At 64.9% G+C, this 25,332-nt stretch carries 22 protein-coding genes; 20 read left to right on the top strand and 2 right to left on the bottom strand.

Annotation, left to right across the window (positions count from 1 at the left end; translation table 11 throughout):
* Positions 1-1,055 (bottom strand): RHS repeat protein (locus tag GHT07_RS15360; RefSeq protein WP_194792954.1); only part of this gene is annotated, 1,055 nt, incomplete at its 3' end.
* A gap of 37 nt (positions 1,056-1,092) precedes the next feature.
* Between GHT07_RS15360 and GHT07_RS15355 the strand changes: the two genes are divergently transcribed.
* The 18 genes from GHT07_RS15355 to GHT07_RS15270 all read left to right on the top strand — a co-directional run bounded on the left by GHT07_RS15355 (position 1,093) and on the right by GHT07_RS15270 (position 20,805).
* The gene (locus GHT07_RS15355; RefSeq protein WP_153585975.1) at positions 1,093-1,356 is read left to right on the top strand and encodes a hypothetical protein; all 264 of its coding nucleotides are present in this window, start codon (positions 1,093-1,095) and stop codon (positions 1,354-1,356) included.
* A 19-nt stretch (positions 1,357-1,375) separates the two neighbouring features.
* Positions 1,376-2,641, top strand: coding sequence for an amidohydrolase (locus tag GHT07_RS15350; protein ID WP_153585974.1), 1,266 nt, complete (start codon positions 1,376-1,378; stop codon positions 2,639-2,641).
* Positions 2,642-2,762: 121 nt separating this feature from the next.
* Positions 2,763-3,881, top strand: coding sequence for a response regulator (locus tag GHT07_RS15345; protein WP_153585973.1), 1,119 nt, complete (start codon positions 2,763-2,765; stop codon positions 3,879-3,881).
* Positions 3,882-3,894: 13 nt separating this feature from the next.
* Positions 3,895-7,218, top strand: a complete 3,324-nt coding sequence (locus GHT07_RS15340; RefSeq protein ID WP_153585972.1) for a response regulator — start codon at positions 3,895-3,897, stop codon at positions 7,216-7,218.
* 90 nt (positions 7,219-7,308) lie between these two features.
* On the top strand, positions 7,309-9,042 hold the full coding sequence (gene atzF / locus GHT07_RS15335) for an allophanate hydrolase (protein WP_153585971.1): 1,734 nt from the start codon (positions 7,309-7,311) through the stop codon (positions 9,040-9,042).
* Between the two features lie 36 nt (positions 9,043-9,078).
* On the top strand, positions 9,079-10,083 hold the full coding sequence (locus GHT07_RS15330; protein WP_153585970.1) for an ABC transporter substrate-binding protein: 1,005 nt from the start codon (positions 9,079-9,081) through the stop codon (positions 10,081-10,083).
* 4 nt (positions 10,084-10,087) lie between these two features.
* A complete protein-coding gene (locus GHT07_RS15325; RefSeq protein ID WP_323740959.1) occupies positions 10,088-10,912 on the top strand; it encodes an ABC transporter permease in 825 nt (274 codons plus the stop codon).
* The gene (locus GHT07_RS15320; RefSeq protein ID WP_153585969.1) at positions 10,909-11,736 is read left to right on the top strand and encodes an ABC transporter ATP-binding protein; all 828 of its coding nucleotides are present in this window, start codon (positions 10,909-10,911) and stop codon (positions 11,734-11,736) included. Before GHT07_RS15325 ends, GHT07_RS15320 begins: the two co-directional genes overlap by 4 nt.
* A gap of 1 nt (position 11,737) precedes the next feature.
* Positions 11,738-11,959 carry a DUF4089 domain-containing protein gene (locus tag GHT07_RS15315; RefSeq protein WP_153585968.1) on the top strand — a complete coding sequence of 74 codons (222 nt, stop codon included), beginning with the start codon at positions 11,738-11,740 and terminating at the stop codon, positions 11,957-11,959.
* The gene (locus GHT07_RS15310) at positions 11,956-13,338 is read left to right on the top strand and encodes an AtzE family amidohydrolase (protein ID WP_153585967.1); all 1,383 of its coding nucleotides are present in this window, start codon (positions 11,956-11,958) and stop codon (positions 13,336-13,338) included. The genes GHT07_RS15315 and GHT07_RS15310 overlap by 4 nt, the downstream gene beginning before the upstream one ends.
* Before the next feature lie 5 nt (positions 13,339-13,343).
* Positions 13,344-13,739, top strand: coding sequence for an oxalurate catabolism protein HpxZ (hpxZ, locus tag GHT07_RS15305; RefSeq protein ID WP_153585994.1), 396 nt, complete (start codon positions 13,344-13,346; stop codon positions 13,737-13,739).
* A gap of 89 nt (positions 13,740-13,828) precedes the next feature.
* Positions 13,829-14,950: a BMP family ABC transporter substrate-binding protein gene (locus tag GHT07_RS15300; RefSeq protein ID WP_153585966.1), complete on the top strand. Its 1,122-nt coding sequence runs from the start codon at positions 13,829-13,831 to the stop codon at positions 14,948-14,950.
* Between the two features lie 32 nt (positions 14,951-14,982).
* Positions 14,983-16,104, top strand: coding sequence for an ABC transporter permease (locus GHT07_RS15295; protein WP_153585965.1), 1,122 nt, complete (start codon positions 14,983-14,985; stop codon positions 16,102-16,104).
* Positions 16,101-17,018, top strand: a complete 918-nt coding sequence (locus GHT07_RS15290) for an ABC transporter permease (RefSeq protein WP_153585964.1) — start codon at positions 16,101-16,103, stop codon at positions 17,016-17,018. The genes GHT07_RS15295 and GHT07_RS15290 overlap by 4 nt, the downstream gene beginning before the upstream one ends.
* A 9-nt stretch (positions 17,019-17,027) precedes the next feature.
* A complete protein-coding gene (gene biuH, locus GHT07_RS15285) occupies positions 17,028-17,711 on the top strand; it encodes a biuret amidohydrolase (RefSeq protein WP_153585963.1) in 684 nt (227 codons plus the stop codon).
* A 16-nt stretch (positions 17,712-17,727) separates the two neighbouring features.
* Positions 17,728-19,341 (top strand): ABC transporter ATP-binding protein, encoded by a 1,614-nt coding sequence (locus GHT07_RS15280; protein WP_153585962.1) that lies wholly within the window; start codon positions 17,728-17,730, stop codon positions 19,339-19,341.
* Entirely contained in the window at positions 19,338-20,036 is a 699-nt protein-coding gene (locus tag GHT07_RS15275; protein ID WP_194792953.1) for a cysteine hydrolase family protein, read from the top strand. Before GHT07_RS15280 ends, GHT07_RS15275 begins: the two co-directional genes overlap by 4 nt.
* Before the next feature lie 55 nt (positions 20,037-20,091).
* Positions 20,092-20,805, top strand: coding sequence for a GntR family transcriptional regulator (locus GHT07_RS15270; RefSeq protein WP_323740961.1), 714 nt, complete (start codon positions 20,092-20,094; stop codon positions 20,803-20,805).
* A gap of 816 nt (positions 20,806-21,621) precedes the next feature.
* On the opposite strand, the gene GHT07_RS15265 is transcribed toward GHT07_RS15270, so the two are convergent.
* Positions 21,622-22,176 carry a YbhB/YbcL family Raf kinase inhibitor-like protein gene (locus GHT07_RS15265; RefSeq protein ID WP_153585961.1) on the bottom strand — a complete coding sequence of 185 codons (555 nt, stop codon included), beginning with the start codon at positions 22,174-22,176 and terminating at the stop codon, positions 21,622-21,624.
* 230 nt (positions 22,177-22,406) lie between these two features.
* Between GHT07_RS15265 and GHT07_RS15260 the strand changes: the two genes are divergently transcribed.
* Positions 22,407-23,270 (top strand): PEP-CTERM/exosortase system-associated acyltransferase, encoded by an 864-nt coding sequence (locus GHT07_RS15260; protein WP_194792952.1) that lies wholly within the window; start codon positions 22,407-22,409, stop codon positions 23,268-23,270.
* Positions 23,267-25,324: a ThiF family adenylyltransferase gene (locus GHT07_RS15255; RefSeq protein ID WP_153585959.1), complete on the top strand. Its 2,058-nt coding sequence runs from the start codon at positions 23,267-23,269 to the stop codon at positions 25,322-25,324. Before GHT07_RS15260 ends, GHT07_RS15255 begins: the two co-directional genes overlap by 4 nt.
* Positions 25,325-25,332 lie beyond the last annotated feature (8 nt).

Below are 25,332 nucleotides of genomic sequence, written 5' to 3'. Positions count from 1 at the left end.
GCTACGTCATCGACGTTGGCATTCACGTAAGAGAAGGCGTGCTCCAGTTGCCCACCGACGTCAATCTCGCTCAGGCGACCGGCTGCGTTGTAGAGGAAGTCGCTCGTCACATTGGCGGGCGTGGTGATGCGTGTCTTCAGGCCTGCCGCGTCGTAATTCAACGTCGTCACGCGGCCCAGCGCATCGGTGATGCTCACCACGCGCTGCTGCGCGTCGTAAGCGAACTTGAGCGAAGAGTTGTCCTTCTGCGCAATCGTCTCGATACGGTTGCTCGTTCCCACATAGCTGTACGTGGTCCAGTACGACACGCCGTCCGCAGTAGACCCATCTGCAGGCGTCAGGTCCACCGTCACGCGCGTCATGCGGTGGCTCGTGTCCCAGTCGTAGTGCACGCGCTTGGTGACTGTGCCCGCCGGTACGGACGTTGTGATGTCGGTGAGGTCGCCCGCAGCCGAATACAGGTACGACACCGTTTCACCGTTCGCACCGACCGAGCTTGCCAGGCGTCCTTGCGCGTTGTACGTGTGAACAATGCGGTTGCCTTGGATGTCTTCCGTGCTCACCAGCCGCCCGCTCGCGTCGTACCGCTCTACGGTGCCCGTGGCGCCATCCGTCCAGATGTACTGACCCGTACCAGCATCGCGCGTGATGGTGTCGTTCGGGCCCGCGCCCGCCGTGGTGAAGTACGACGCACTGGCTGCATCCCACGTATACGTCGCCTCCGCTCCATCAAAGTCCGTACGCGTGATCGTCCCTGCGCCCCAGGTCGTGGGCACAGTCACCTTCTGGCGAGAAACCCCCACCGCCCAACTATCCTGCACCCCGCCCACGATCTTGCCGGCGCTGTTGTACGTACGCACCGCCGACACATCCAGCCCATACGCGGCAACGTAGTCGTCCTGATCGCGTAGCACCAGATTGCCGTTGCTGGCGTTAACAAAAACCTGCTCGCCGCTGCGCCCTGCGCCTGACGATCCAACGCTGCCTTGCTGGCCCAAGGTGGCAAGTGAAGTGAGGCTCAAACCCAGGCTGTTGCCCGAAACAATCGCGACCATGCTGTGTGAATCCTGTTGGTTGTTCTTGGGGGCAGTCATGTCCCTTCAAACCAATACATCCACACGCAATGCGATCCGTTTAGCGTTTTTGCAAAAATTTTTTGAAAATAAATTGTCGGTGGTCGCGGTGCTGGCAAAAACACAAAGCCGATCCGATGCCAGCGCGCGCTCACTTCCGTTTGGTGCCTGTGCTGGCGTGGAGCAATACGCCTCGACAGCGGGTTGTCGGCTTCTGCTTGCGAAAAATGCTCGCGCGAGTGCGCCGGGTGCTGTCATGATTCTTCGGCACCTGTCGCCATAGAAGTCACGGAGCTTTCACGATGTCCGCACGCGATGCACAGCCCAGTTCCCTCGCCACCCAGATCGACGCTGCGGCTGCAGCCATCGAAGCCAAGGTCATCGAATGGCGGCGCGACCTGCATGCCAACCCGGAGCTGGGCAATCGCGAATTCCGCACGGCGGGCATCGTCGCCGAACACCTCAGGAAGCTCGGCCTGGATGAGGTCCGCACAGGTGTGGCCCATACCGGCGTTGTCGGCCTGTTGAAGGGCGCGCTGCCCGGCCCGGTCGTCGCGTTGCGCGCCGACATGGATGGGCTGCCCGTCAAGGAAGAGGTCGATCTGCCTTTTGCCTCCAAGGTCACGACGCAATGGAACGGCGAAGAGGTCGGCGTGATGCACGCGTGCGGCCATGACTGCCACGTCGCGATTCTCATGGGCGTTGCGGAAATTCTCTCGGGCCTGCGCTCGCAGCTGCGCGGCAGCGTCAAGTTCATCTTCCAGCCCGCCGAAGAAATGCCGCCGGATGGCGAGGAAGGCGGCGCCAAGCTGATGATTCAGGAAGGCGCGCTGGAAAAGCCGGTGCCCAAGGCGATCTTTGGTCTGCATGTCACCTCGCGGCTGTCCGCAGGCGTGATCGGCTACAAGCCCGGCCCGACGATGGCAAGTTCCGACCGCTTCCGCATCACGGTGCAGGGCAAGCAGACGCACGGCGCCGCACCATGGCTGGGCGTCGACCCGATCGTCACCTCGGCGCAGATCGTGCTGGGCCTGCAGACCATCATCGCGCGCACGCAGGACATCACGCGCGAGCCGGCGGTGGTGACTGTCGGCATGATCCGCGGCGGCGTGCGCGAGAACATCATTCCAGACTCGGTCGAGATGCGCGGCACCATCCGCAGCTTCGACGAAGACATGCGCGACGATATCCATGAGCGCGTGACCACACTGGCCGAGGCGATCGCCAAGGGCTCGCGGGCCGGGTGCACGTGCGTCATACAGAAGAACTACCCGGTCACCGTGAATGACCCGGCGCTGACCGAGGCGATGGTGCCGACGCTGCAGCGTGTGGCCGGCCCCGATGGCCTGCTGCTCGTGCCCAAGGTCACAGGCGCGGAAGACTTCTCGTTCTTCCAGAAGATCGTGCCCGGCCTGTTCTTTTTTGTTGGCGTCACGGCGCCGGGCATCGATCCAGCCAAGGCGTATTCCAACCATTCACCGCGGTTCGAGGTGGATGAAAGCGGCCTGGCCCTGGGCCTGCGCGCGCTCACGCATGTGACCTGCGACTGGCTCGAAGCCAACGGCTGAGCACAGCTTTTACAAAGCTGCGGCGCGCCCGGCCTTGTAAGATAGCCTTTCCATTCTGTCGAGGTGGCGCAGCCGCCTAGGATGGAAAGACTGCCCTGGCAGTCGCATAGGAATTAACACCATGGCCCTTATCGTCGTCATGGAAGACGATGCTGGCACCAGAATGCTGGTCGCTTCCGTCCTCAAGAAGGACGGGCACACCGTACTGACGGCAGACGATGGGGCGCAAGGGCTCGCGCTTTTGAACGCGAACCATCCTGACCTCATCATCAGCGACGTGCAGATGCCCAACATGAACGGCTTCGACATGCTCGCCGCCGTTCGCAAGGACGCCGACACGGCGTCGATCCCGGTGATCCTGCTCACGTCGCTGCAAGAGCGTGCACACATGCGCATCGGCATGACCACCGGCGCTGACGACTACATCACCAAGCCTTTTCGCGCAGCCGAATTGCGCGAAGCCGTTTCGGCCCAGCTGAACAAGCGGTCCGTGCAGGCCAGCCTGCAGGCAATGGCGGTCGACGCCGCCGTGCAGCGCGCACTGGTGGACCAGCGTCACCAGCTTGCCAAGCTGTACGAAGAGCGCCTGGCCGCCGAGCTGAGCGAGCGGTGGCCCACCAGCGAGGGCGGCGAAGACGACGAGCGCCTGCCCAACGCCACGGTGTTGTTCGTTGACATTCCCAGCTACGCGGACGTGGCCCAGCGCCTGGACGCGCAGGAGCTCGGCGAGCTGGTCAAGAAGTTCTACGGCAACGCCAACGACACTGTTCACCTTTTTGGCGCGCGGCACATGCGTTTCGTGGGGGAAGGGCTGCTTGCGATCTTTGCGGAAACGACCGACACCAAGACCGTGAACCACGGCTTGCGTGCCGCCCGCGCCGCGCTTGGCCTGGTCGATTCAGCCCGCGGCATCCAGGAATACCTGGAGCAGAGGTACCCGGGCCGCAGCCTGCCGAAATTCGAAGTGAACGTGGCACTGCACACGGGTGACGTGTCGCTCACGGTCCTGCGCGACCCGCTGCATGGCACCGCAACGCAGACGCTGCCCGTGGGTGACGCGGTCAGCGCCACGATGCAGCTGCAAAAGGCGGGGCGCACCCACCGCTGGCCCATCGTGGCCAGCGTCGCCGCGCTGCGGGCAATTACCGGCGCTGTGCAGACGGGCGAGCGCGCGATGATCGATCTGCCCGGGCGCACGGCGCCGATGGACGCGGCCGAACTTGTCGGCCTCACGATCTGAGGCGCAAGCGGCGATGAAATTTTCGCTGCGGCACATCCTGGCGGGCAGCCTTGTGTTCCTGGCCGTGGTGCCGACACTGGCCGTGCTGTGGATGATGAACCGCGCCAGCACACAAGCCGTGCAGGACCTGGCGGGCACGATCCTCACCCATGTGGCGACGCGTGTGCAAAACGATACGGAAAGCCACGTGCGGCAGGCGCACGACGCGCTCGACGGCCTGTTTCCCGAGCGCCTGTCCGGCCCCGAGCTCGACCGCGCGCGCACCCAATTGCGCACGCCGGCCGCATTCGAGGGCATGGCGTTTGCGCTCACGCGCCAGTCACAGGACGTGCCCGTCATTCATATCGGCAACTTGCACGGCGAGTACTTCGGCGTGGAGCGCAATGGCGACAACGCCCGGGTGGGCATCCGCAAGCCCGACGGCCTGGGGCGCCTCTTCTATGACGTACGCGTGCCCGGCGACCGCAGCAAGCCGCTCGATTCGGAGATCAGCAATTTCGAGCCGCGCTCCACACCGTGGTATTCCGGCGCGCTCACTGCCAAGGACCGTGTGTTCACGCCCGTGCGCGTATCGGTGCGACGCAAGCAGCTGATGGTGAGCCTGGCGCAACCCGTGTTCGATGCCGACGGCGGCGCCGCAGGTGTCTTTGCCGCCGACTTGTACCTGCAGACGCTCGCCGACTTGTTGCGCACGCAGCGCATCAGCTCGCATGGCGCGGCTTTTGTCGTCGATGAAAAAGGCCTGCTCGTGGCCAGCTCCGCCGGCGATGCGCTCTTCACCAGCAACGAAGGCAAGCTGGAGCGCACCGGCCCGGCGACGAGCGCCAACCCCATGATCCGGGCGGGCTTCACCGCGTTGCAGCAGTTGTGGGCCACGCGCAGCGCCGACACGGTTGCGACGAACACGGCGCTGCAACGCCTGCCGCTGGGCGACGATGCCGTGCTGATGGTGCAGCGGCCCTTTGGCGAAGGGCTGGGTCTGCACTGGACGCTGGTGGTGGCCGCGCCCGAGAGTGACTTCACGGGCGAGATCACGCGGGGGCTGAGGCTGTCCCTGGGCGCGATCGCGCTGGTGATCGTGCTGGCCACGCTCGTCGCCTTTGCGATTGCCCACATGCTCGGGCGCCGTCTGCGGGGCCTCACCGCGGCCGCCGAGCAACTGGGCCGCCGCGAAGTGCCCGCCATCAGCCGCACGCGAATCCGCGAGATCAACCAGCTCTCCACCGTGTTGCACGACAGCGCAGAGCAACTGCAGGCGTATCGCGAACAAGTCGAAGAAGATGCGCGCGCGCTGCAGGAAGCCAACGACACCCTGGAGGCGCGGGTGGAGCGGCGCACGGCGCAGCTGGCCGCATCGCGCGAAGAAGCCCTGTCGGCCGCGCGCGCGAAGGCCGCCTTCCTCGCGACGATGAGCCACGAAATCCGAACGCCGCTCAACGGCGTTGTCGGCATGAGCACGCTGCTCGCAGAAACACCGCTCGACGCCGAGCAGCGCGACTACCTGCAGACAATTCGCCTCTCCAGCGACCAGCTGCTCGCCGTGATCAACGATGTGCTCGACTTCTCCAAGATCGAATCAGGCAAGCTCGACCTGGAGATCGAGCCGGTGAGCGTGCGCGGCGCTGTTGAAGAAGCATGCGACATTGCCGCGCCACGCGCCCGCGAGAAGGGCCTGGAGCTGATCATCGACGTGGCCGACCATGGCGACAACGCCGTGCCGGAAGCCATCAAGGGCGACATCACGCGGCTGCGGCAGGTGCTCATCAACCTGATCAACAACGCCGTGAAGTTCACCGCGCAGGGCGAGGTCGCCGTGCACGCGCGGCTGTTGAAGGCGGACGACGGCCAGGGCCGCTGCGTGCTGGAATTCCGCGTGACCGACAGCGGCATCGGCATTCCGCCCGAGCGCATTGATTCGTTGTTCCAGGCGTTCACGCAGGTGGACGCATCGACCACGCGCAAGTACGGCGGCACCGGGCTGGGCCTGGCGATCTGCAAGCGCCTGGTCGACTTGATGGGCGGCGAGATCGGCGTGGAGAGCGAGGCGGGCAAGGGCTCGACATTCTGGTTCACCATCGCAGCGCCACGCACGCAGCTTGCGCAGACATTCAATGTTGCTGATGCCGGCATGCTCGATGGCAAGCGCGCACTCATCGTGGACGACCACGCGACCAACGTGCGCATCCTCGCGCGGCAGCTTCAGATGTGGGGCATCGACGTGACAAGTGCCTCGTCGGGCCAGGAGGCGCTGGCTTTCGTCGACAGCGCACCGGAGGCGGCGCACATCGTGATCACCGACATGCACATGCCTGAGATGGACGGCGTTGCGCTCGCGCGAGAGTTGCGCTCGCGCGCTGCATGGCGCGACGTGCCCATCGTGCTGCTCAGCTCGGGCTTCATGCCCGGCGCCGACGAAAGCGCGCGGCTGTTCACCGCACGCCTGCTCAAGCCCGCACGGCAGAACCAGCTGTTCGAAACGCTGCTGCGTTGCGTATCGCCGCAAGGCCCGCAGCGCGTGAGCCTGGGCACGGCGGGGCCGGATGCAAAAAAAGACATCACCATCCTGGTCGCGGACGACAACGCGGTGAACCTGAAGGTGGCGTGCGCGATGCTGCTCAAGCTCGGCTACGAAGTGCGCACGGCCACCGACGGGCGCGAAGCGATCGAAGCCGTGGCGCAGGCAGTGGCCGGCGGCACCCGGCTTGGCGCCATCCTGATGGACGTGAACATGCCGGAGGTCGATGGCCTGGAAGCCACGCGGCAGATCCACGCGATCTGGGGCGCTGCGGCGCCGCCGATCATCGCGCTGACCGCAGGTGCGTCTGCCGAAGACCGTGCACGCTGCGAAGCGGCAGGCATGAACGAATACCTCACGAAGCCGCTGCATGTCGCCGCGCTGGCGCAGGCGCTGGAGCGCTGGACGGCGGGTGACGCGCCGGCCGTCGCGCGGGCAGCGGCGGGCGCATCGGCGGCCGCGCCTGAAGCCGACGCAGGCGTGCAGCTGCTCGATCCGTCGCGGCTGGAAGAATTCAAGGAATTCGACGACGAGGACCTGTCGATGACGAAGGAAGTCGTGGCGCTGTTCGTCAAGGACGCGCCGCTGCGCATCGACGCGATCGAGCAGGCCATTGCCGCTGGCGACGCAGGCGCCGTCGCAAAGGCTGCGCACGCGCTCAAGGGCGCGGCCAGCAACATCGGCGCCGTGGCGATCCAGTCAGAGGCCGCGCAGCTCGAAGCTGCGGCGTCTGCGGGCGACATCGCCGATGCACCTGCGCGCGCAGCCTTGCTGCGCCAGCTCTGGTCGCGCACGCACCCTTTGCTTTCAGCGCTGGCCTGAAACCAGGCCGCCCACCGCTCTGGGCCCCAACAGCCCGGGCTTGGCACAGCCTTTGCATCTCATCTTAGATACAAGATTGGATGCTCACAGATGGTGCACCCCGCTGCCGACCTGCAAACGTCTCTCGCACCGCGCGATGGGGGCGATGGCGGCTTGGCGTGCGGGGCTGCCGCCGCCTGGATCGTGCGGCTCGAGCGGCCGCTGCAAGAGCATGACAGCGGGCCGCTCGCGGGCCTGACCTTCGCCGTCAAGGACAACATTGACGTCGCAGGCATTCCGACCACGGCCGGCTGCGCCGCTTTCGCGTACGAGCCTGACCGCCATGCCACGGTGGTGCGCAAGCTGGTCAACGCTGGTGCGCGGGTGCTGGGCAAGACCAACCTCGACCAGTTCGCCTGCGGCCTGAACGGCACACGCTCGCCTTATGGCGCGGTGCCGAACGCCTTCAAGCCGTCTTATGTGTCCGGCGGCTCCAGCTCGGGCTCGGCCTATGTGGTCGCCACGGGCCAGGCGGATTTTTCGCTCGGCACCGACACGGCCGGCTCGGGCCGCGTGCCCGCCGGGCTGAACAACATCGTTGGCTTCAAGCCGTCCAAGGGACTGATCAGCACGGCAGGTGTGGTGCCTGCTGCGCGCAGCGTGGATTGCGTGTCGATCTTTGCGCGAACGGTAGGCCTCGCGGCGCGTGTGCTGCACACGGCGATGGGCTACGACGCAGGCGATGCGTACTCGCGCCACCTCGATCTCGCCACGAAGTCCTTTGGCGCGACGTTCCGCTTCGGCGTGCCGACGATGCTGCCCTTCTTCGGCGACGAGCTCTCGCGCGCCGCGTTCGATGAAAGCATCGAGCGCTTGTGCGCGCTGGGCGGCACACCGGTTGCCATCGACTTCGAGCCGCTCGCGCAGGCGGCTGCACTGCTCTACGACAGCGCGCTGGTCGCAGAGCGCTATGCGGCCATCCGAACCTTCTTCGATTCGCATGAAGCAGACGTGATCGAGCCCGTGCGCAGCATCATCGCGAGTGGCAAGCGCTACAGCGCAGGCGATGTGTATGAGGCACAGGCCAGGCTGCAGTCGCTTGCGCAGCGCGCGGCAGGCATGTGGGCCGGCATCGATGTATTGCTCGTGCCCACTGCGCCCACGCACTACACGATTGCGCAGATGCAGGCGGACCCGGTGGCGCTCAATCGCAACCTCGGCGCGTACACCAACTTCGTCAACCTGCTCGACTACGCGGCGATTGCCGTGCCCAGCGCGATCCGGCCCGACGGCCTGCCCTTCGGCGTGACGCTGATCGCGCCGTGCGGCAGCGACTGGCAGCTCGCCGAACTCGGCCAGCGCTTTCACCACACCACCGGCCTCACGCAGGGCGCAACGGGTGTGCCGCTGCCTGAGCCTGTCGCGATCGAAGGGCTGCGTGCTGGCGCCACTGTCAAGGTCGCGGTCGTCGGCGCGCACCTCTCGGGCATGCCGTTGAACACGCAGTTGACCGAGCGCCATTCAACGCTGGTGGGTGCCGCGCACACAGCGCCGCACTACCGCCTGTTCGCACTGCCCAACACCACGCCACCCAAACCCGGCCTGCTGCGCGTGGAAGCGGGCACAGGCGCTGCGATTGCGATCGAGGTGTGGGAGATGCCGCTGGAGCACTACGGCTCTTTCGTCGCACTCATCCCCGCGCCGCTTTGCATCGGCACGCTGGCACTCGCCGACGGCTCGCACGTGCAGGGCTTTGTCTGCGAGCCGCAGGCACTGCAAGGCGCGCAGGACATCACTTCCTTTGGCGGCTGGCGCGCTTACATCGCGTCGCTGCGCCCGGCCTGACGGCCACCCCTCCACTTACCCAGCCAGGAGCTCCCGATGAACCGCAAACCCCTCACCATCGACTTGCCGCGCCGCAAGCTGGTCCAGTCCGGCGCTGCCGCCGCTGTGCTCGGCGCCGTTGGCATACGCCAGGCGCGCGCGCAAGCCGCGCCCAAACTGCGCATCGGCTACTGGCCGGTGGCCGCCGGCCTGCCTTTCTTCGCTGCTGTCGAGAAGGGCTACTTCAAGGAAGCCGGGCTCGATGTGGAGCCGCTCAAGTTCGCCGGTGCGCAGCAGGTCATGGAGGCGATGCTCGCGGGCCGCTCGGACGGCAGCTCGAACGGCACGGGCTCAGCGAATCTGGCCATCGGCGAAATCGCGCAACCAGGCCTGTTCAAGATTTTCTGCACCAACCCGAGCAACGCGAAGTACGTGCTCGAAGAGTTTCTCGTGCCCAAGGACAGCCCAGCCAAGGTGATGGCGGACCTCAAGGGCAAGCGGGTGGGCTCTGGCCCCGGCATCCAGAACGTGACGCTGGCCAAGACGATGCTGGAGCGCTCGGGCGCGGGTGCCATGAGCGTGGTCGAACTGCCTATCGGGCAACACGTGGCCGCGCTCGCCGCAGGGCAGATCGATGCGGTGTACACGCTGGAGCCCACAGGCACGGTGGGCCGCATGAACGGCACCACACGCGTGCTCGAAGCAGGCGTGGTCGCGCACTACATCCTGGGCGACCCGATGGCGCCGTGGCACGGCGGCTCGGCGAGCCTGACCACCGACTTCATCAAGAAGAACCCCGACGTCGCGAAGAAATACATCGCGGCCTATGCGAAGGGCGTGGACCTTGTGCGCAAGTCGCCCGCCGAAGCGCGGCAGTTCATGAAGGGCTACACCGCGATTGAAGGCCCGCTGACCAGCGAAGTGCCGCTCGCCTCGTACATGCTCTATAACGAATTCAAGCCGAGTGACGTCGCGTACTTCCAGAAGTTCTACGACCTGTTCACGGAAAAAGGCATCTTCGAAAAGAAGGTGCCCGTGGACGGCCTGCTCTACAAGGGCTGATGCCGTGAGCACGCCATCCACCGCCGTGCCCTGGTCGCCGCCCGCGGGCGCCGCACCTGTTGCAGCGCCGCGCCGTGCGCAGTGGGGCAGGCTGCTGCCCTTCGTCGGCCCCGTGCTGCTGTTCATCGTGTGGGACCTGGTGGTGCGCGCAGGCCTGATCAAGCCGATCCTGCTGCCGCCGCCAATAGCCACCATCGAGACGCTCGTCACGGGCCTGCTCGGTGGCCCGCTCCTGACTGACTTTGCCGTGACCGTCAAACGCACGCTGCAGGCATTTGCGATTGCAGCCGCAGTTGGCGTGCCGCTGGGCGTGCTGCTGGGCGCGAACGAGAAGGCCTATCGCAGCGTCGAATTCCTCATCGACTTCTTTCGCTCGACACCGTCGTCCGCGTTGATCCCGCTGTTCCTGCTGATCTTCGGCGTGTCGGACGTGAACAAGGTGGCTATCGCAGCGTTCGGCGCCTTCCTCATCGTGATCTTCAACAGCGCTTACGGCGTGATCAACGCGCGCAAGCAGCGCGTGATGGCGGCGAAGGTGATGGGCGCATCGTCCTGGCAGGTGTTCAAGGATGTGCTGATCTGGGAGAGCCTGCAGCCGTCGTTCGTGGGCCTGCGCTCGGCGGTGTCGATGGCCCTCGTCATCGTGATCGTGGCGGAGATGTTCATTGGTTCGGACGCGGGGCTGGGCCACCGCATCATCGACGCGCAGCAGGTGCTCAACGTCAAGAGCATGTACGCGGCGATCCTCGCGGCAGGTGCGCTGGGTTATGCGCTGAACGTGCTCTTCCTGCTGGCCGAGCGCCGCATCGTTCACTGGAGCGGGCGATGAGCGCCGTGCTGAGCGTGCCGGGCGGCGTGTATCCGGACGTGCCCGCGCCTGCGCACAAGCCCGGCCCATCGGGCACGCAGATCACGATTCGCGGCCTGACGAAATACTTCGCGGGCTGGCCGCTGTACGAGAACTTCGACCTCGATATTCCCAAGCACAAGATCGTGTCGGTGTTCGGGCCGAACGGCTGCGGCAAGAGCACGTTGATCAACATGATCGCCGGCCTCGTGCCCATCGACAGCGGCGAGATTCTGTTCGACGGCAAGTCGCTCAAGGACACGAAGATCGGCTACGTGTTCCAGAACTACCGCGAAGCGATGTTCCCGTGGATGCGCACCATCGACAACATCGCGTACCCGCTCAAGCTCGAAGGCCGCAGCAAGGCTGAAGTTGATCGGCGGATGCAGGAGCTGGTCGCGTCATTCGACGTGAAGTTCGACTTGCGCCGCTATCCGTACGAGTTGTCCGGCGGGCAGCAGCAGACGGCGTCGATCATGCGGGCGCTGGCGAATAACCCCGAAGTGCTGTTCCTCGACGAGCCGTTTTCCGCGCTCGACTTCGAGATGACGCTGTTCATCCGCGAGAAGCTGCAGGAAGTTTTCATGCAGACGGGCACGACGATGCTGCTGGTGTCGCATGACCTGGAAGAGGCGGTGTACCTGGCTGACCAGGTGCTACTGCTCACGAAGCGGCCGACGCGCATCGCGGAAATCCTTGCCTATGACGACGCGCGTCCGCGCACGGTGGAAACGCTGTCCGAGGCGAGCTTCATTGCCACCAAGAAGCAGAGCCTGGAGATCTTCCAGCGGGAAGTGAGGCGCTGAGATGCACGCTGAAGACCTGCTGGTGTATGTGAAGGCCGCCGCCGCCGTGCTGGAGCTGCCGATGGACGACGAGCGCGTTGCCGCTGTTGCAGCGCACCTGGCACGCACCGCAGCGATGGCACGCCAGCTGCAGGCTGCGGACATCGCGCCAGAAGACGAGCCGGCGGAAATCTACCGGCCCGCGCCGTTCCCCGTGGCTGACGGCTCGCAGGAGGTTGTCTGAAAACCGTCGCGCTGCTGAACGCCGTGGCAACCGGCCAGGTCAGCGCGCGCGACATGTGCGACGCCGCGCTGGCGCGCATCGAAGCGACCGAGCCACGCATCAATGCGTTTACTGCCCAGACCGTGCAACGCGCACGCGCCGAGGCTGACGCCGTCGATGCCAAGCGCCTGCGCGGCGAGGTACTGCCTTTGCTCGCGGGTCTGCCGTATGCGGTGAAGAACCTCTTCGATATCGAAGGCATGACGACGCTGGCCGGCTCCAAGGTCAATCGCGGCTTGCCGCCTGCCAAGTCCGATGCCGTGCTGGTGCAACGCATGAAGGCATCAGGCGCCGTGCTGGTCGGCGCGCTGAACATGGACGAATACGCATACGGCTTCACCACCGAAAACACGCACTACGGCGCAACGCACAACCCGCACGATCTCACGCGGATAGCGGGCGGCTCTTCAGGCGGCTCGGGCGCTGCCGTTGCGGCACTGCAGGTGCCAGTCGCGCTCGGCTCGGACACCAACGGCTCGATCCGCGTGCCTGCGTCGCTGTGCGGCGTGTGGGGCCTGAAGCCCACGTTCGGGCGCCTCTCGCGGCGCGGCAGTTTTCCGTTTGTGCACAGCATCGATCACCTGGGCCCCTTCGGTGACAGCGTGGAGGCGCTCGCGTTGTCTTACGACGCGATGCAAGGCACCGACCCGCTGGACCCGGGTTGCCATGCCACGCATGCGCAGCTGATCGAAGGCTCGCTCGACGCCGGCACCAAAGGCCTGCGCATCGGCATCCTTGGCGGCTGGTTCCATGACAACGCATCACCGCCGGCGCGCTCGGTCGCAGCACTGGCAGCAAAGACCTTGGGCGCCACCGAAGTCGTGACGTGGCCGGACGCTGGCCTGGGGCGTGCAGCTGCATTCATCATCAGCGCGAGCGAAGGCGGCAGCCTGCACTTGAAGAACTTGCGCGTGCGCGCGAAAGACTTCGAGCCCCTCTCGGTGGACCGCTTCATCGCGGGCGCCTTGCAGCCGGCAGAGTGGACGATCCGCGCGCAGCGCTTTCGCCGCATCTACCGCGACTGCGTCAACAGCCTGTTCGAGGAATGGGACTTGCTGATTGCACCGGCCACACCGGTGTGCGCACCGGTGATCGGCAGCGAGACGATTGACATTGGTGGCGTGAAGCATCCGGCGCGGCCCTCAATGGGGTTGCTGACCCAGCCCGTTTCATTCGCCGGTTGCCCGGTGGTGGCCGCGCCGATGTGGCCCGAAGGTACAGGCGGCATGCCCATCGGCGTGCAACTGATCGCCGCGCCGTGGCGCGAAGACATCTGCCTGCACGCGGCCAAGGTCTTGCAGGATGCAGGGGTGGCGCAGTTGAAGGAGCCCGCGCTTTGAGCGAGCTGGCCATCAACCTGCCCGAGGTCGTTGCCGAGGTGACGGCTGCCTTCGAGCGCTACGAGCGGGCGCTGGTGGGCAACGACGTCGATGTGCTGGACGAACTGTTCTGGAACAGCCCGCACACCTTGCGCTACGGCGCGACGGAAAACCTGTATGGCTATGACGCGATCTGCGCCTTCCGGGCTGCGCGCGCTTCGCAAGGACTGCAGCGCGAGTTGCTCAAGACCGTGATCACCACTTACGGCCATGACTTCGCCACGGCGAATGTCGAGTTCCAGCGCGCAAGTGCCACCCAGCCCGGACGCCAAAGCCAGACCTGGATGCGCACGCCGCAAGGCTGGCGCGTGGTGGCGGCCCACGTCAGCTTGCTGACGTCTGCTGTGCCGTCAGCTTGCTGACGTCTCCTGTGATTTGAGTTTGCTCGCATGAATCCTGCTTTCCCTTCCCCAACGCTGTACCTCCCTCAACTTTCAACCGGAGCGTTCCCATGAGCATCAAGCAACCCAATCGCCGCGAGTCCCTCAAGACGCTGGCCGCCCTCGGCGCTGCCGGCACGTTGGGCGGGTTCAGCCAACTCGCGTTCGCGCAAAGGCCGATCACCGTTGGCGTGATCTACGTCGGCCCGCGCGACGACTACGGCTACAACCAGGCGCAGGCTGAAGCAGCCGCAGCCGTGAAGAAGATGCCTGGCATCAAGGTCGTCGAAGAAGAGAACGTGCCTGAGACGGCCGCCGTGCAAAAGACGATGACCGGCATGATCGCGCAGGACGGCGCATCGCTCGTCTTCGCCACATCATTCGGCTACTTCGACCCGCACATGCTTGCGATGGCCGCGAAATTCCCGAATGCGCGCTTTGCGCATTGCGGCGGCATGTGGACGGACGGCAAGCACCCGAAAAACGCCGCCAGCTACTTCGGCTACATCGACGAGTGCCAATACCTCAACGGCGTGATCGCGGGCCACATGACCAAGAGCAACAAGCTCGGCTTCATTGCGGCCAAGCCCATTCCGCAGGTGCTGCGCAACATCAATGCGTTTGCGATGGGTGCACGCTCGGTCAAGCCCGGCATCACCACCAGCGTGATCTTCACCGGCGACTGGTCGATGCCCGTGAAGGAAGCGGAAGCAACGAACAGCCTCGCCGACCAGGGCGTTGATGTGTTCACGATGCACGTCGATGGCCCCAAGGTCATCGTCGAGACGGCGGCCAAGCGCGGCAAGATGGTGTGCGGCTATCACGCCAGCCAGGCCAAGCTCGCGCCACAGGCGTACCTCACCGGTGCCGAGTGGAACTGGCTCACGGCCTACACCACCTTCATCGAAGCAGCACGCAGCGGCAAGCCGCACCCGAACTTCATTCGCGGCGGCCTGAAAGACGGCTACGTGAAGATGTCTGCCTACGGCTCCATGGTGCCGGACGCAGCGAAGAAAGCTGCTGATGGCGTGAAGGCGCAGATGGTCGCGGACAAGTTCGACATCTTCAAGGGACCGCTCAAGGACAACAAGGGCGCGACCGTGATTGCTGCAGGCAAGTCGATGAAGCAGACGGACCTGGAGCTGGAGAAGATGAACTACCTGGTCGAAGGTGTGATCGGCTCGGCGTCCTAGCCCGGTTGGCCTGAAGCAGCTGCCCAACGCGCATGCGCAACAACATCGCCAACTTCCTGCTGCCCGCAGCGGCCATTGCTGCGGCGCTGCTCGTCTTCGGCGTGATCGTCTGGTTCGCCGGCGTGAGCCCGGTGGAAGTGTGGGTGTTGTTGTTCAAGGGCGCGTTCGGCGACTGGTACTCATGGCAGAACACGCTGCAGCGCGCCGCGCCGTTGATGTTGACGGCGTTGTGCGTGGCCGTGCCTGCAAGGGCGGGGCTGGTGATCATCGGTGGCGAGGGCGCGCTCGTGCTGGGCGGCGTTGCTTGCGCGGCATTGGTGCAGCTCGTGCCGCTGCCCGCCAACATGGTGGGCACAGTGATGGTGTGTATCGCGGGCACGCTGGCCGGTGCGCTGTGGATCGCGCTGGCGGGGTGGCTGCGGCAGTTTCGCGGCATCAACGAAACCATCAGCAGTTTGCTGCTCGCGTATGTGGCGATTGGGCTGTTCAAGCACATCGTCGAAGGGCCGCTGCGCGACCCGTCGAGCTTGAACAAACCTTCGACGCATTCACTGGCTGAAGGCCTGGCGATTGCGGGCATCGGCGGCTCGGACGTGCACTGGGGCTTTGTGCTGGGCGTGATCGCGTGTGTGCTGTCTGCCCTGTGGCTGCGCTGGACGCCATCGGGTTTCTCGGTGCGAGTGGTGGGCGGCAACTTGCGCGCGGCGCAGCTGGTGGGCTTGCCTGCTTCACGGCTCGTGCTGCTCGCATGTGCGGTGGGCGGTGGCTTTGCGGGGCTGGCGGGCGCGGTTGAAGTGGCCGCTGTGCACACGAGCGCGAATGCCTCGTTGATTGCGGGGTACGGATACGCGGGCATTCTGGTCGCGTTCATCGCGCGGCAGCAGCCGCTGGCGGTGATTCCGGTGGCGATTCTGTTTGGCGGCTTCGGTGCGGCGGGCAGTTTGCTGCAGCGAAGGCTGGGGCTGCCTGATGCGTCGGTGTTGCTGTTGCAGGGGATTGCGTTTGTGCTGATTCTGGCGAGTGAGGCGTTGCGGGGGGTGGAGTGGAAGGGGGTTTGGGAGAAGGTTGTGCAGGGTGCGAAACCCGCGCCTGCGCCTGCCCCTGCCCCCACCCCGGCCCTCCCCCAGAGGGGGAGGGAGGAGGTCCGGTCATGACTGAAGCGATTGTTATTTTTCTGGCGGGCATTGTCGGCGGTGCGTTGCGTGTCGGCGCGCCGTTTCTCTTCGTGAGCCTGGGTGAATGCCTCACTGAAAAATCGGGACGCATCAACCTCGGGCTGGAAGGCGTGCTGGTGTTCTCGGCGATGTCGGCGTTTGGCGCTTCGTACCTCAGCGGCTCGGTGTGGATCGGCGTGCTGGTGGCTGCGGCAACGGGTGGCTTGCTGGGGCTGCTGCATGGCGTGCTGTGCTCGCTGCCGCGTGTGAACGATGTGGCAACGGGCATCGCGTTGATGCTGCTGGGCATGGGCCTCGCGTTTTATCTCGGCAAGCCGCTGATACAGCCGCAGGCACCGCAGCTGCCCGCGATTGCGCTGGGCAACTGGAGTGATTCAGCGGCTGTGCGCTCGGCGCTGCAAGTCAACGCGCTCGTGCCAATCGGTCTCGCGCTTGCTGTGTTCCTGTGGTGGGCATTCGCGAACACGCGTGCGGGTTTGCTCGTGCGCATGGCGGGTGACTCGGCCAATGCGACGCGCGCGCTGGGCTATTCGGTCAATGGCATCCGCATTGCATCGACGGCGGCGGGCGGAATGATTGCGGGGCTGGGTGGTGCGTCGCTCACACTGTTTTATCCGGGCAGCTGGAACGAGGGCATCTCCAGCGGCCAAGGCCTCATCGCGGTGGCGCTCGTCATCTTCGCGCGATGGAGTCCGCTGCGGTGCGTGGGGGCGGCCATGATGTTCGGCGGCGCGGGCGCTATCGGCCCCGCGCTGCAATCGGTGGGCGTGGGCTGGGGCTACCACCTGTTCAACATCGTGCCGTATGTGCTCACGCTGGTGATTCTTGTCATCACCTGCAAGCCGGGCAGCGCTGCAGTGGGCAGCCCCGGCGAACTCTCTTCGATGGGCTAGGAGCAAACCATGGAGCGCTTCGTCCAAGCCAACCCTTACGCGTGGCCCTACAACGGCGACTTGAAGCCGTCGAACACGGCGCTCATCGTCATCGACATGCAGACGGACTTCTGCGGCGTGGGCGGCTATGTGGACAAGATGGGCTACGACATCTCGCTCACACGCGCACCGATCGAGCCACTCAAAAAGCTGATGGCCGCGATGCGCAAGGCGGGCTACACGATCATCCACACGCGCGAAGGCCACCGGCCTGACCTGTCTGACTTGCCTGCCAACAAACGCTGGCGCTCGCGGCAACTCGGCGCCGGCATCGGCGACGATGGGCCGTGCGGCCGCATCCTGGTGCGCGGTGAACCCGGCTGGGAAATCATTCCGGACCTCGCGCCGCTGGCAGGCGAAGTGGTGATCGACAAGCCGGGCAAAGGGTCGTTCTGCGCGACCGATCTTGAATTGATTTTGCGAACACGCGGCATCGTCAACCTCGTGCTCACAGGCATCACGACCGATGTGTGTGTGCACACGACTATGCGTGAGGCGAATGATCGCGGCTTTGAATGCGTGCTGCTTTCCGACTGCACGGCGGCCACGGACAAAGGCAATCACGAAGCGGCGCTGAAGATGATCACGATGCAGGGCGGTGTGTTCGGCGCGCACACGACTTCGCAGGCCGTGCTGGATGCGATTGAGTCATAGCGATGAAAGTCACACCATGACCGCAACGCTTATCGACCCGATGCCCGCACCGACCGGCGCAATGGCGCTGGAGACCTACGAGCTGACGAAGCGCTTCGGCGCCTTCACCGCGCTCGATCACGTGACCATGAAAGTGGCGGCGGGCACTGTGCACGCACTGCTCGGCGAGAACGGCGCCGGCAAGAGCACCCTCGTCAAATGCGTTGCCGGCTTTCACCGGCCGGAAGAAGGCAGCGTGATCACCGATGGGCGCGAGCATGACATCGCCAACCCCGTGGTGGCGCGCATGCTTGGCATCGGCATGGTGTACCAGCACTTCACGCTCGCACCGGGCATGACAGTCGCGGAGAACCTGCTGCTCGCAGGCGGCAAGACGCCTGCGCTGATCGACTGGAAAAAGCAGCGCGCCGATCTTGAAAGTTTTCTTTCATCGACGCCGTTTCGCCTGGACCTTGACGCGCGTCCCGCTGAACTGGCCGCGGGTGAAAAGCAGAAGCTGGAGTTGCTCAAGCAGCTGTACCTCAAGCCGCGCCTGTTGATCCTGGATGAGCCCACGTCAGTGTTGACGCCGCAGGAGGCCGATGAAGTGCTGGGCCATGTGCGTGAATTCGCGCGCAGCGGGCAATGCACGGTGCTGATCATCACGCACAAGTTTCGCGAAGTAATGGCCTATGCGGACGACGTGACAGTGCTGCGTCGTGGCAAGGCGGTGCATCACACATCGGTGGCGCAGACGAATCCGGCATTGCTCGCGGAGGCGATGGTGGGGGATGCGACGGCAGCGAAGGAGGGGGCGAAGGAGGCAGCGAATCAGGGGGCGAAAGAGGGGGTGGAGCGCGGGGACAGCCCCTCACCCCAGCCCTCTGCCCCGAGGGGCGAGGGAGCAAACTCGCTGGCCATCACGAGCCTCAATGTGATGGGTGACCGCGGCACGCTGGCTGTGCGCGATCTCACGATGACAGTGGCACCTGGGGAAATTCTCGGCATCGCGGGTGTGTCGGGCAACGGCCAGCGCGAACTGGTCGAAGCGCTGGTTGGCCAGCGTGAGCGGCAAGGCGGCAGCGTCACCGTAATGGGTGAGCCCTATGCGGCGCGTCGGCAAGACAACCACCGGCTGAAGGTGCGCAGCCTGCCGGAAGAGCCGCTGCGCAATGCGTGCGTCGGCGACTTGTCCGTCGCGCAAAACATGGCGCTGCGCGACTTCGATTTGCCGCCGCTGTGCGCGGGCGGGCGTTTGCGCTTTGGTCTGTGGCGCGAGCGGGCGCGCGAATGGATCAAGGCCTACGGGATCAAGACGCAGGGCGAGGACGCGCCGATCCGCTCGCTGTCTGGTGGCAATGTGCAACGCGCGGTGCTCGCGCGTGAACTCGCGGGCGACATCAATGTGCTCGTGGCAGCGAACCCGGTGTTCGGTCTCGACTTCGCGGCGGTGAAAGAGATTCACGAACGCATCGTCGGTGTGCGCGAGCGCGGCGGCGCGGTGCTGTTGATCAGCGAAGACCTCGATGAACTGCTCGAACTCGCCGACCGCATTGTCGTGATGAGTGAAGGCCGCGTGGTGTTCGAGACCAGCGCGGCCAACGCGCAGCGCCATGAGATCGGCGCGCACATGGGCGGAGGCCACGCATGACAAGCACCACCTTGAAGTCGATTGACGCGAATCCATTCGCGTTCACCTTCGATGTCGCCAAGACGGCGCTGGTGATCATCGACATGCAACGCGACTTCATCGAACCCGGCGGGTTTGGCGAGACGCTGGGCAACGATGTGTCGCTGCTCGCGGCGATCGTGCCGGCCTGCCAGCGAACGCTGGCCGCATGGCGACAAGCGGGCGGCCTCGTCGTGCACACGCGCGAGGCGCATGACGCCGACCTGTCCGACTGCCCGCCCGCCAAGCTGAATCGCGGCAACCCGACACTGCGCATTGGCGACGCAGGGCCAATGGGTCGCATCCTCGTCAAGGGCGAGCCGGGCAACCAGATCATCGAGGCGTTGGCGCCCGTGGCTGGCGAAGTCGTGATCGACAAGCCGGGCAAGGGCGCGTTCTATGCGACGGGCTTGCACGAGATGCTACGGCAGCGCGGCATCACGCACTTGCTCTTCATGGGCGTGACGACTGAAGTGTGCGTGCAGACGTCGATGCGCGAGGCCAACGATCGCGGCTACGACAGTCTGCTGCTCGAAGATTGCACCGAGAGTTACTTTCCGCAGTTCAAGGCGAGCGCCGTGGAGATGATGCGGGCGCAAGGCGCCATCGTCGGCTGGACCGCGACGAGCGAGCAGTTGCTGGCTGCCCTGCACGGCAACTCAACATCGCAGCGCTGATAGAGTCAGCGAAGTGTCCCCACCTGTCCGCAAGAAGCCCAACGCTGCTGCCGTCATCGATAGTGCTGCAGCCGCCGTCGCACCGCTGGCGCGTTCATCGCGCGCCGACGAGGTGTACGCGCAGCTCAAGCGCGACATTGCCGAATTCAAGCTCGTGCCCGGCGACCGCTTCACTGAAAACGAAATCAGCGAGCGGCTTGGTGTGTCGCGCACGCCGATCCGGCAGGCACTGGTGCGATTGCAGCACGAGGGTTTTGTCGAGGTGATGTTCCGCAGCGGCTGGCGCGTGCTGCCGTTCGATTTTGAAAAATTCGAGCAGCTCTACGACCTGCGCATGGTGCTGGAGACGACAGCGGCGCACCGGCTGTGTTCAGACGACGTGCATGTGGACCGCGCGCTGCTCGAAGAGCTGGTTGCGATCTGGCTCGTGCCCGTGGCTGAGCGCAGCGGCGACATGGTGCAGGTCTCGCAATGGGACGAGGAGTTCCACTGCAAGCTCGTTGCGGCTGCGGGCAATGCCGAAATGGCGCGTGTGCATCGCGACGTGACGGACCGCATCCGCATCATTCGCCGGCTCGACTTCACCAAGCAGGCGCGCATCGATGCGACGTATGACGAGCACGGCAAGATCCTGAAATCGATCCAGCGCCAGCGCGGCGACCAGGCCGCGATGCTGCTGCGCGCCCACATCGAAACCAGCCAGGCCGAGGTGCGCAAGATCACGCTGCACCAGGTGCATCTCGCGCGCCAGGGCGGCCTGGCTACTTAGCGCTGGCAAGCGGCGCCGCGTAATTGGCGTAATTGGGGTCAGATTCCAATTTCGCTGGATGCGAATCGGTTGGCTGTCATCGGTCCGGGGTGCGTCACGCCAGGCGGCGCGCGGTGCTGTCCCGCGGAGCGGTGGTCTGTGCTTCGCACAGACTTCTCTGGCAGGCGGGCTGCGGCGACGCCGCGGCATAACTCGCTGCGCCTAAAGGCTCCACTCGGGCAGACGCCGCGAGTCAGAAGGTGCCGCGGGACTCAATTCGCGCGCTGGCGCGCGCTTCTTGTAGCCCCGCTGCGCCGCCGCAACCCGCCTGCCAGCCACCGCCCCTGATTGCGGGCCAACACCGCGCACCACCTGACGTGACGTGGACGCAGCGGTGGACGATCAACCAGTTGTTCGACACGAGAGTGCACCGTGATCAGAGCGGCCGTGCATCCACGCGTTGATCGACAACCGCTCTGTTCTGCAAAGCCGTGGGCGGGTGGGCTGTGGCGCGCAATCAGGGCGTGGTGCCTGCGATGGTCGGGCTTGTGGCGCAGCGTGGCTACGAGTGCTTGCGCGAGCAAGCAGATCGAGCCACGCGGGACGTACTCTGACTTGCGGCGTCTGTCCGAGTGGAGCCTTTAGGCGCAGCGAGTTATGCCGCAGCGCCGCAAGCCCGGCCAGCGCAGGTTTGCCTGAAGGGAGCGCGACAGCGCGCCCGAAAGGACGCCACGTCCGCGCGACATAGCCCACCCGCACGCGGATTTGCTACCCCCGGCAAACGAGAGCACAACAAACACGCACACCGATTTGCCGCCCCCGACGATGAAGACAGACTTACTTCGCCCGCCCGTACTTCGCCGTGAAACTCGCCTTGCCGATGGTGTTGGCGTTCGTCATGAAGCCAGCGACGGCGGCTGTCGTGTCGGCGCCGAGATCGAGCTTGTCGGTCTTGAGCGCGTGCACGGTGAAGATGTAGCGGTGCGGCTTGTCGCCTTGTGGCGGGCACGGGCCGCCCCACGCTGCGAAGCCATAGTCGATGCGGTTCTGGCTGGCACCCTTGGGCAAGTTCGCGCCTCCGGCAGCGCCCGCATTGGCGGGCAGCTCCGTCACGCTGGCCGGGATGTTGTAGACGAACCAGTGCCAGAAGCCTGAACCGGTAGGCGCGTCAGGGTCGTACACCGTGACGGCAAAACTCTTCGTGTCTTTCGGCGCGCCGCTCCACTTCAGGGCCGGCGACTTGTTCTCGCCGGTGCAGCCGAACACGTTCGCTTCGAACTTCTTGTCGATCATCGAATTGGCTTTGATGTCCGGGCTCTCGAGCGTGAAGCCGGCGGAATGGGCGAGCGTGACGGCGCCGGTGAGCGCCGCTGCGAGCAAGGTTGTCTTCATGGATGTCTCCTCGGTTGGAACAAGGCTTCGGATGATGCTACGAAGACCCGGCGATGTCATCGCGGCGTTCATAAAGCCCGGCTGCGGGCGTCGTAGTGAATAGACGTAGCAATGAATAGACGCAGTAGTGAATAGTCTTAACTCGCCTCCAGATGAACGTCTCGCGACTTTGACTGGCCGCAACAGCTTGCATGGCTGAGTTACCCACCCTCGTAACACAGGAGCAGGCAATGACTCACACGGACTTGATACTGGCGCAAGCGCGAGCTCACACAAATGTTGCGGGCGTTCTTCCCTCGAATCCTTTGCCTACGGCGAGTACGGGTCTCGAACACTTCGACGACGTCTTCGATTGCTCGGTGGCGCGCGGCTTGCGCCAGCGCCTGGCGTGTCATCGGGTGCGGTTCCAGGCTTACTGCGTTGACAACCACTTCGAAGATCCCACCGAGCACGCCGACGGGTTTGAAACGGACACCTACGACGAGCATGCTGTTCATTCGGTGCTGACTCACCGTTCGACGGGCAACCCGATTGGCACCGTGCGCATTGTGTTGCCACAAGGCGGGGGGCGCCGCCGCCTGCTTCCGATCGAGACGCTGGTGCCATCGCTGGGGCGCGGTGAGGCTGTGCCGTTCCCAATTGAGACCACCTGTGAGGTCTCGCGCTTTGCGGTCGTCAAGAGTATTCGGCACCACACGCCGACCCAGGGGCCGGAGGCTGACCTGTCGCCAGAGGAATGGCGCACGACGCTTCTTTGCCTGCCGCTCGCACTTATCAGAGCCTCGATAGAAATGCCCGCGCAGGAAGGTATGACCCATGTCGTTGCGGTGATGGAGCCAGCCCTGCTGCGTCATTTGTCGCGCTTCGGCGTCCACTTCAATCGGTTGGGCGGGCTTGTCGAACACCACGGGCTGCGGCAGCCTTGTTGGGCAGATATCACCACTTTGCTAAGTGGCGTGCAGGCTCAGCGGCCCGACGTGTGGGAGTTCCTGACGGACCACGGGAGGATTTGGCCCAACCCGCTGGTGCCCGGCGAGTCCACAGGTGGTGCCTTGCGGTCGCCCAGCAGCGTCGCTGCGAGTGCCGGCGCATGAGCCGCAATCCACCCGTTGAAGCGCTGGCGGTCTCGCGCGCCACAGGCTTTGACTATGACGAAGCGTTCAGCCGCAACCTCGGATGGGTCACCGAGTGGGAGCAGCAGATGCTGCGATCGAAGCGCGTGGCCATCGCGGGCATGGGCGGCGTTGGCGGGGCGCATTTGCTTGCGCTCACGCGGCTGGGCATTGGCAAGTTTCACGTCGCCGACATGGACGTGTTTGATACCGTCAATACCAACAGGCAAGCTGGTGCGAGTACATCGTCGCAGGGCCGACCGAAGGTGGAGGTCATGGCCGACATGGCGCTTGACATCAACCCCACCGCGCAGATTCGACGCTTCGAGCAAGGCGTCACGCAGGAAAACATCGACGAGTTCCTCGACGGCGTGGATCTCTTTGTCGATGGGTTCGACTTCTTCGTGCTTGACATGCGTGCCCGGGTGTTTGCCCGCTGCGCGGAACTCGGCATTCCCGCTGTGACGGCTGCGCCAATCGGGATGGGCGCGGCCTATCTTGTCTTCATGCCTGGGGGTATGACGTTCGAGCAATATTTCGGCCTGAACGGGCGGCCCATCGAGCAGCAGTACGTCAACTTCCTCGTGGGTCTCGCACCTAAGGGGCTGCATCGCACGTATCTCGCTGACCGCAGCCGCGTTGATCTTGTGGGCAAGCGCACCCCTTCCACCGGCATGGCGTGCCAGATGTGTGCGGGTGTGATTGGCGTTGAGGTGCTGCGAATCCTTCTGGGGCGCGGTGGTGTCCACGCAGCGCCCTGGTATCACCAGTTTGACGCATACCGAGGGGCCTGGGTGAAGGGCAAGCTGCGCGGCGGGGCGCGCAATCCACTTCAAAGGCTACGCCAGATGATCGGCCTGTCTGCCATGCGTGCGCTGCCTCGCGAGGCAGTGCGGGGAAGTTCAGATCGAGCTGTGTCCACGCATTCGGAAATCGAGGCCATCCTCGCTCTGGCCAGGTGGGCGCCGAGCGGAGACAACAGCCAACCATGGCGTTTCCGCATCGAGAGCGATGACCGGGTCACGGTGCTCATTGAGTCAGAGGTGGGCAACATCTACGAATACAACAACGGCCAGGCTGTCGTGCTTGGCGCAGGCTTTCTGCTGGAATCGCTGAGGATTGCTGCAAGTGCGTTTGGGCGGGGCATGACCTGGAGCTGCACACGTGCGCAGACCGGCGGCGCAGGCCCGCTACAGCTTGAACTCGATGTGCATTTGCCGCAGGATGCTTCTGTGCGTGCGGACCCCTTGCTGGGGTTCCTCAAAGTCAGGTCGGTGGACCGAACGCCCTATCGTCGCGACGCGCTGAACGAGCGCCATAAAGCAGCGTTGGAGCAAGCACTGGGGCCCGAGCTCAAGCTCACCTTCTTCGAAAGCTGGCAGGGCCGCTGGGCTGTTGCCCGGCTTGGCGCACGAGCAACCGACATCCGCCTGCGTGCTCCTGAGGCGTACGAAGTGCATCGCCGGGTCATTGACTGGGAGCGCCGGTTCAGCCTGTATGGCATGCCGAGCACCGCCATTGGCGTCAACAAAGTGACTGCCACGATCATGCGTTGGGCCATGGCGTCCTGGTCGCGAGTCGATTTCATGAACCGTTTTGGTGGCGGCACTGGTCTGGCTCAGCTCGAACTCGATATGGTGCCGGGGCTCTCGTGTGCAGGCCACTTCACCATTGGCCGGCGCAGCGGTGCTACGACCACGCCTTCGATCGAAGAATTGCTGCGCGCTGGTGAGCGCATTCAGCGCTTCTGGTTGACCGCCACGAGTCTGGGGCTCGCCATGCAGCCCAGTGTTGCCCCGCTGGCATTCGCCACCTACGGGCGCGCGGGCACGCCGTTTACTCGATCGCGCAGTCTGATTGGAAAGGCGGCCCGGCTTGGCGAGCGAGTGCAAGAGGTCACAGGCGCTCCGGTCGAAACGCTTGTGTTCATGGGCCGCCTTGGCCGGCCGCGCTCCACCCTTTGCGAGAGCCGCTCGCACCGCCTTGCGCTCAATGACCTGATCGTTGGGCGTGCTGAGGGCGGGGCTCAAGCATGACGCGACCC

The organism is Caenimonas koreensis DSM 17982 (assembly GCF_009646335.1).
GTDB lineage: Bacteria > Pseudomonadota > Gammaproteobacteria > Burkholderiales > Burkholderiaceae_C > Ramlibacter > Ramlibacter koreensis.
This window is presented reverse-complemented; position numbering and strand designations above follow the sequence as displayed.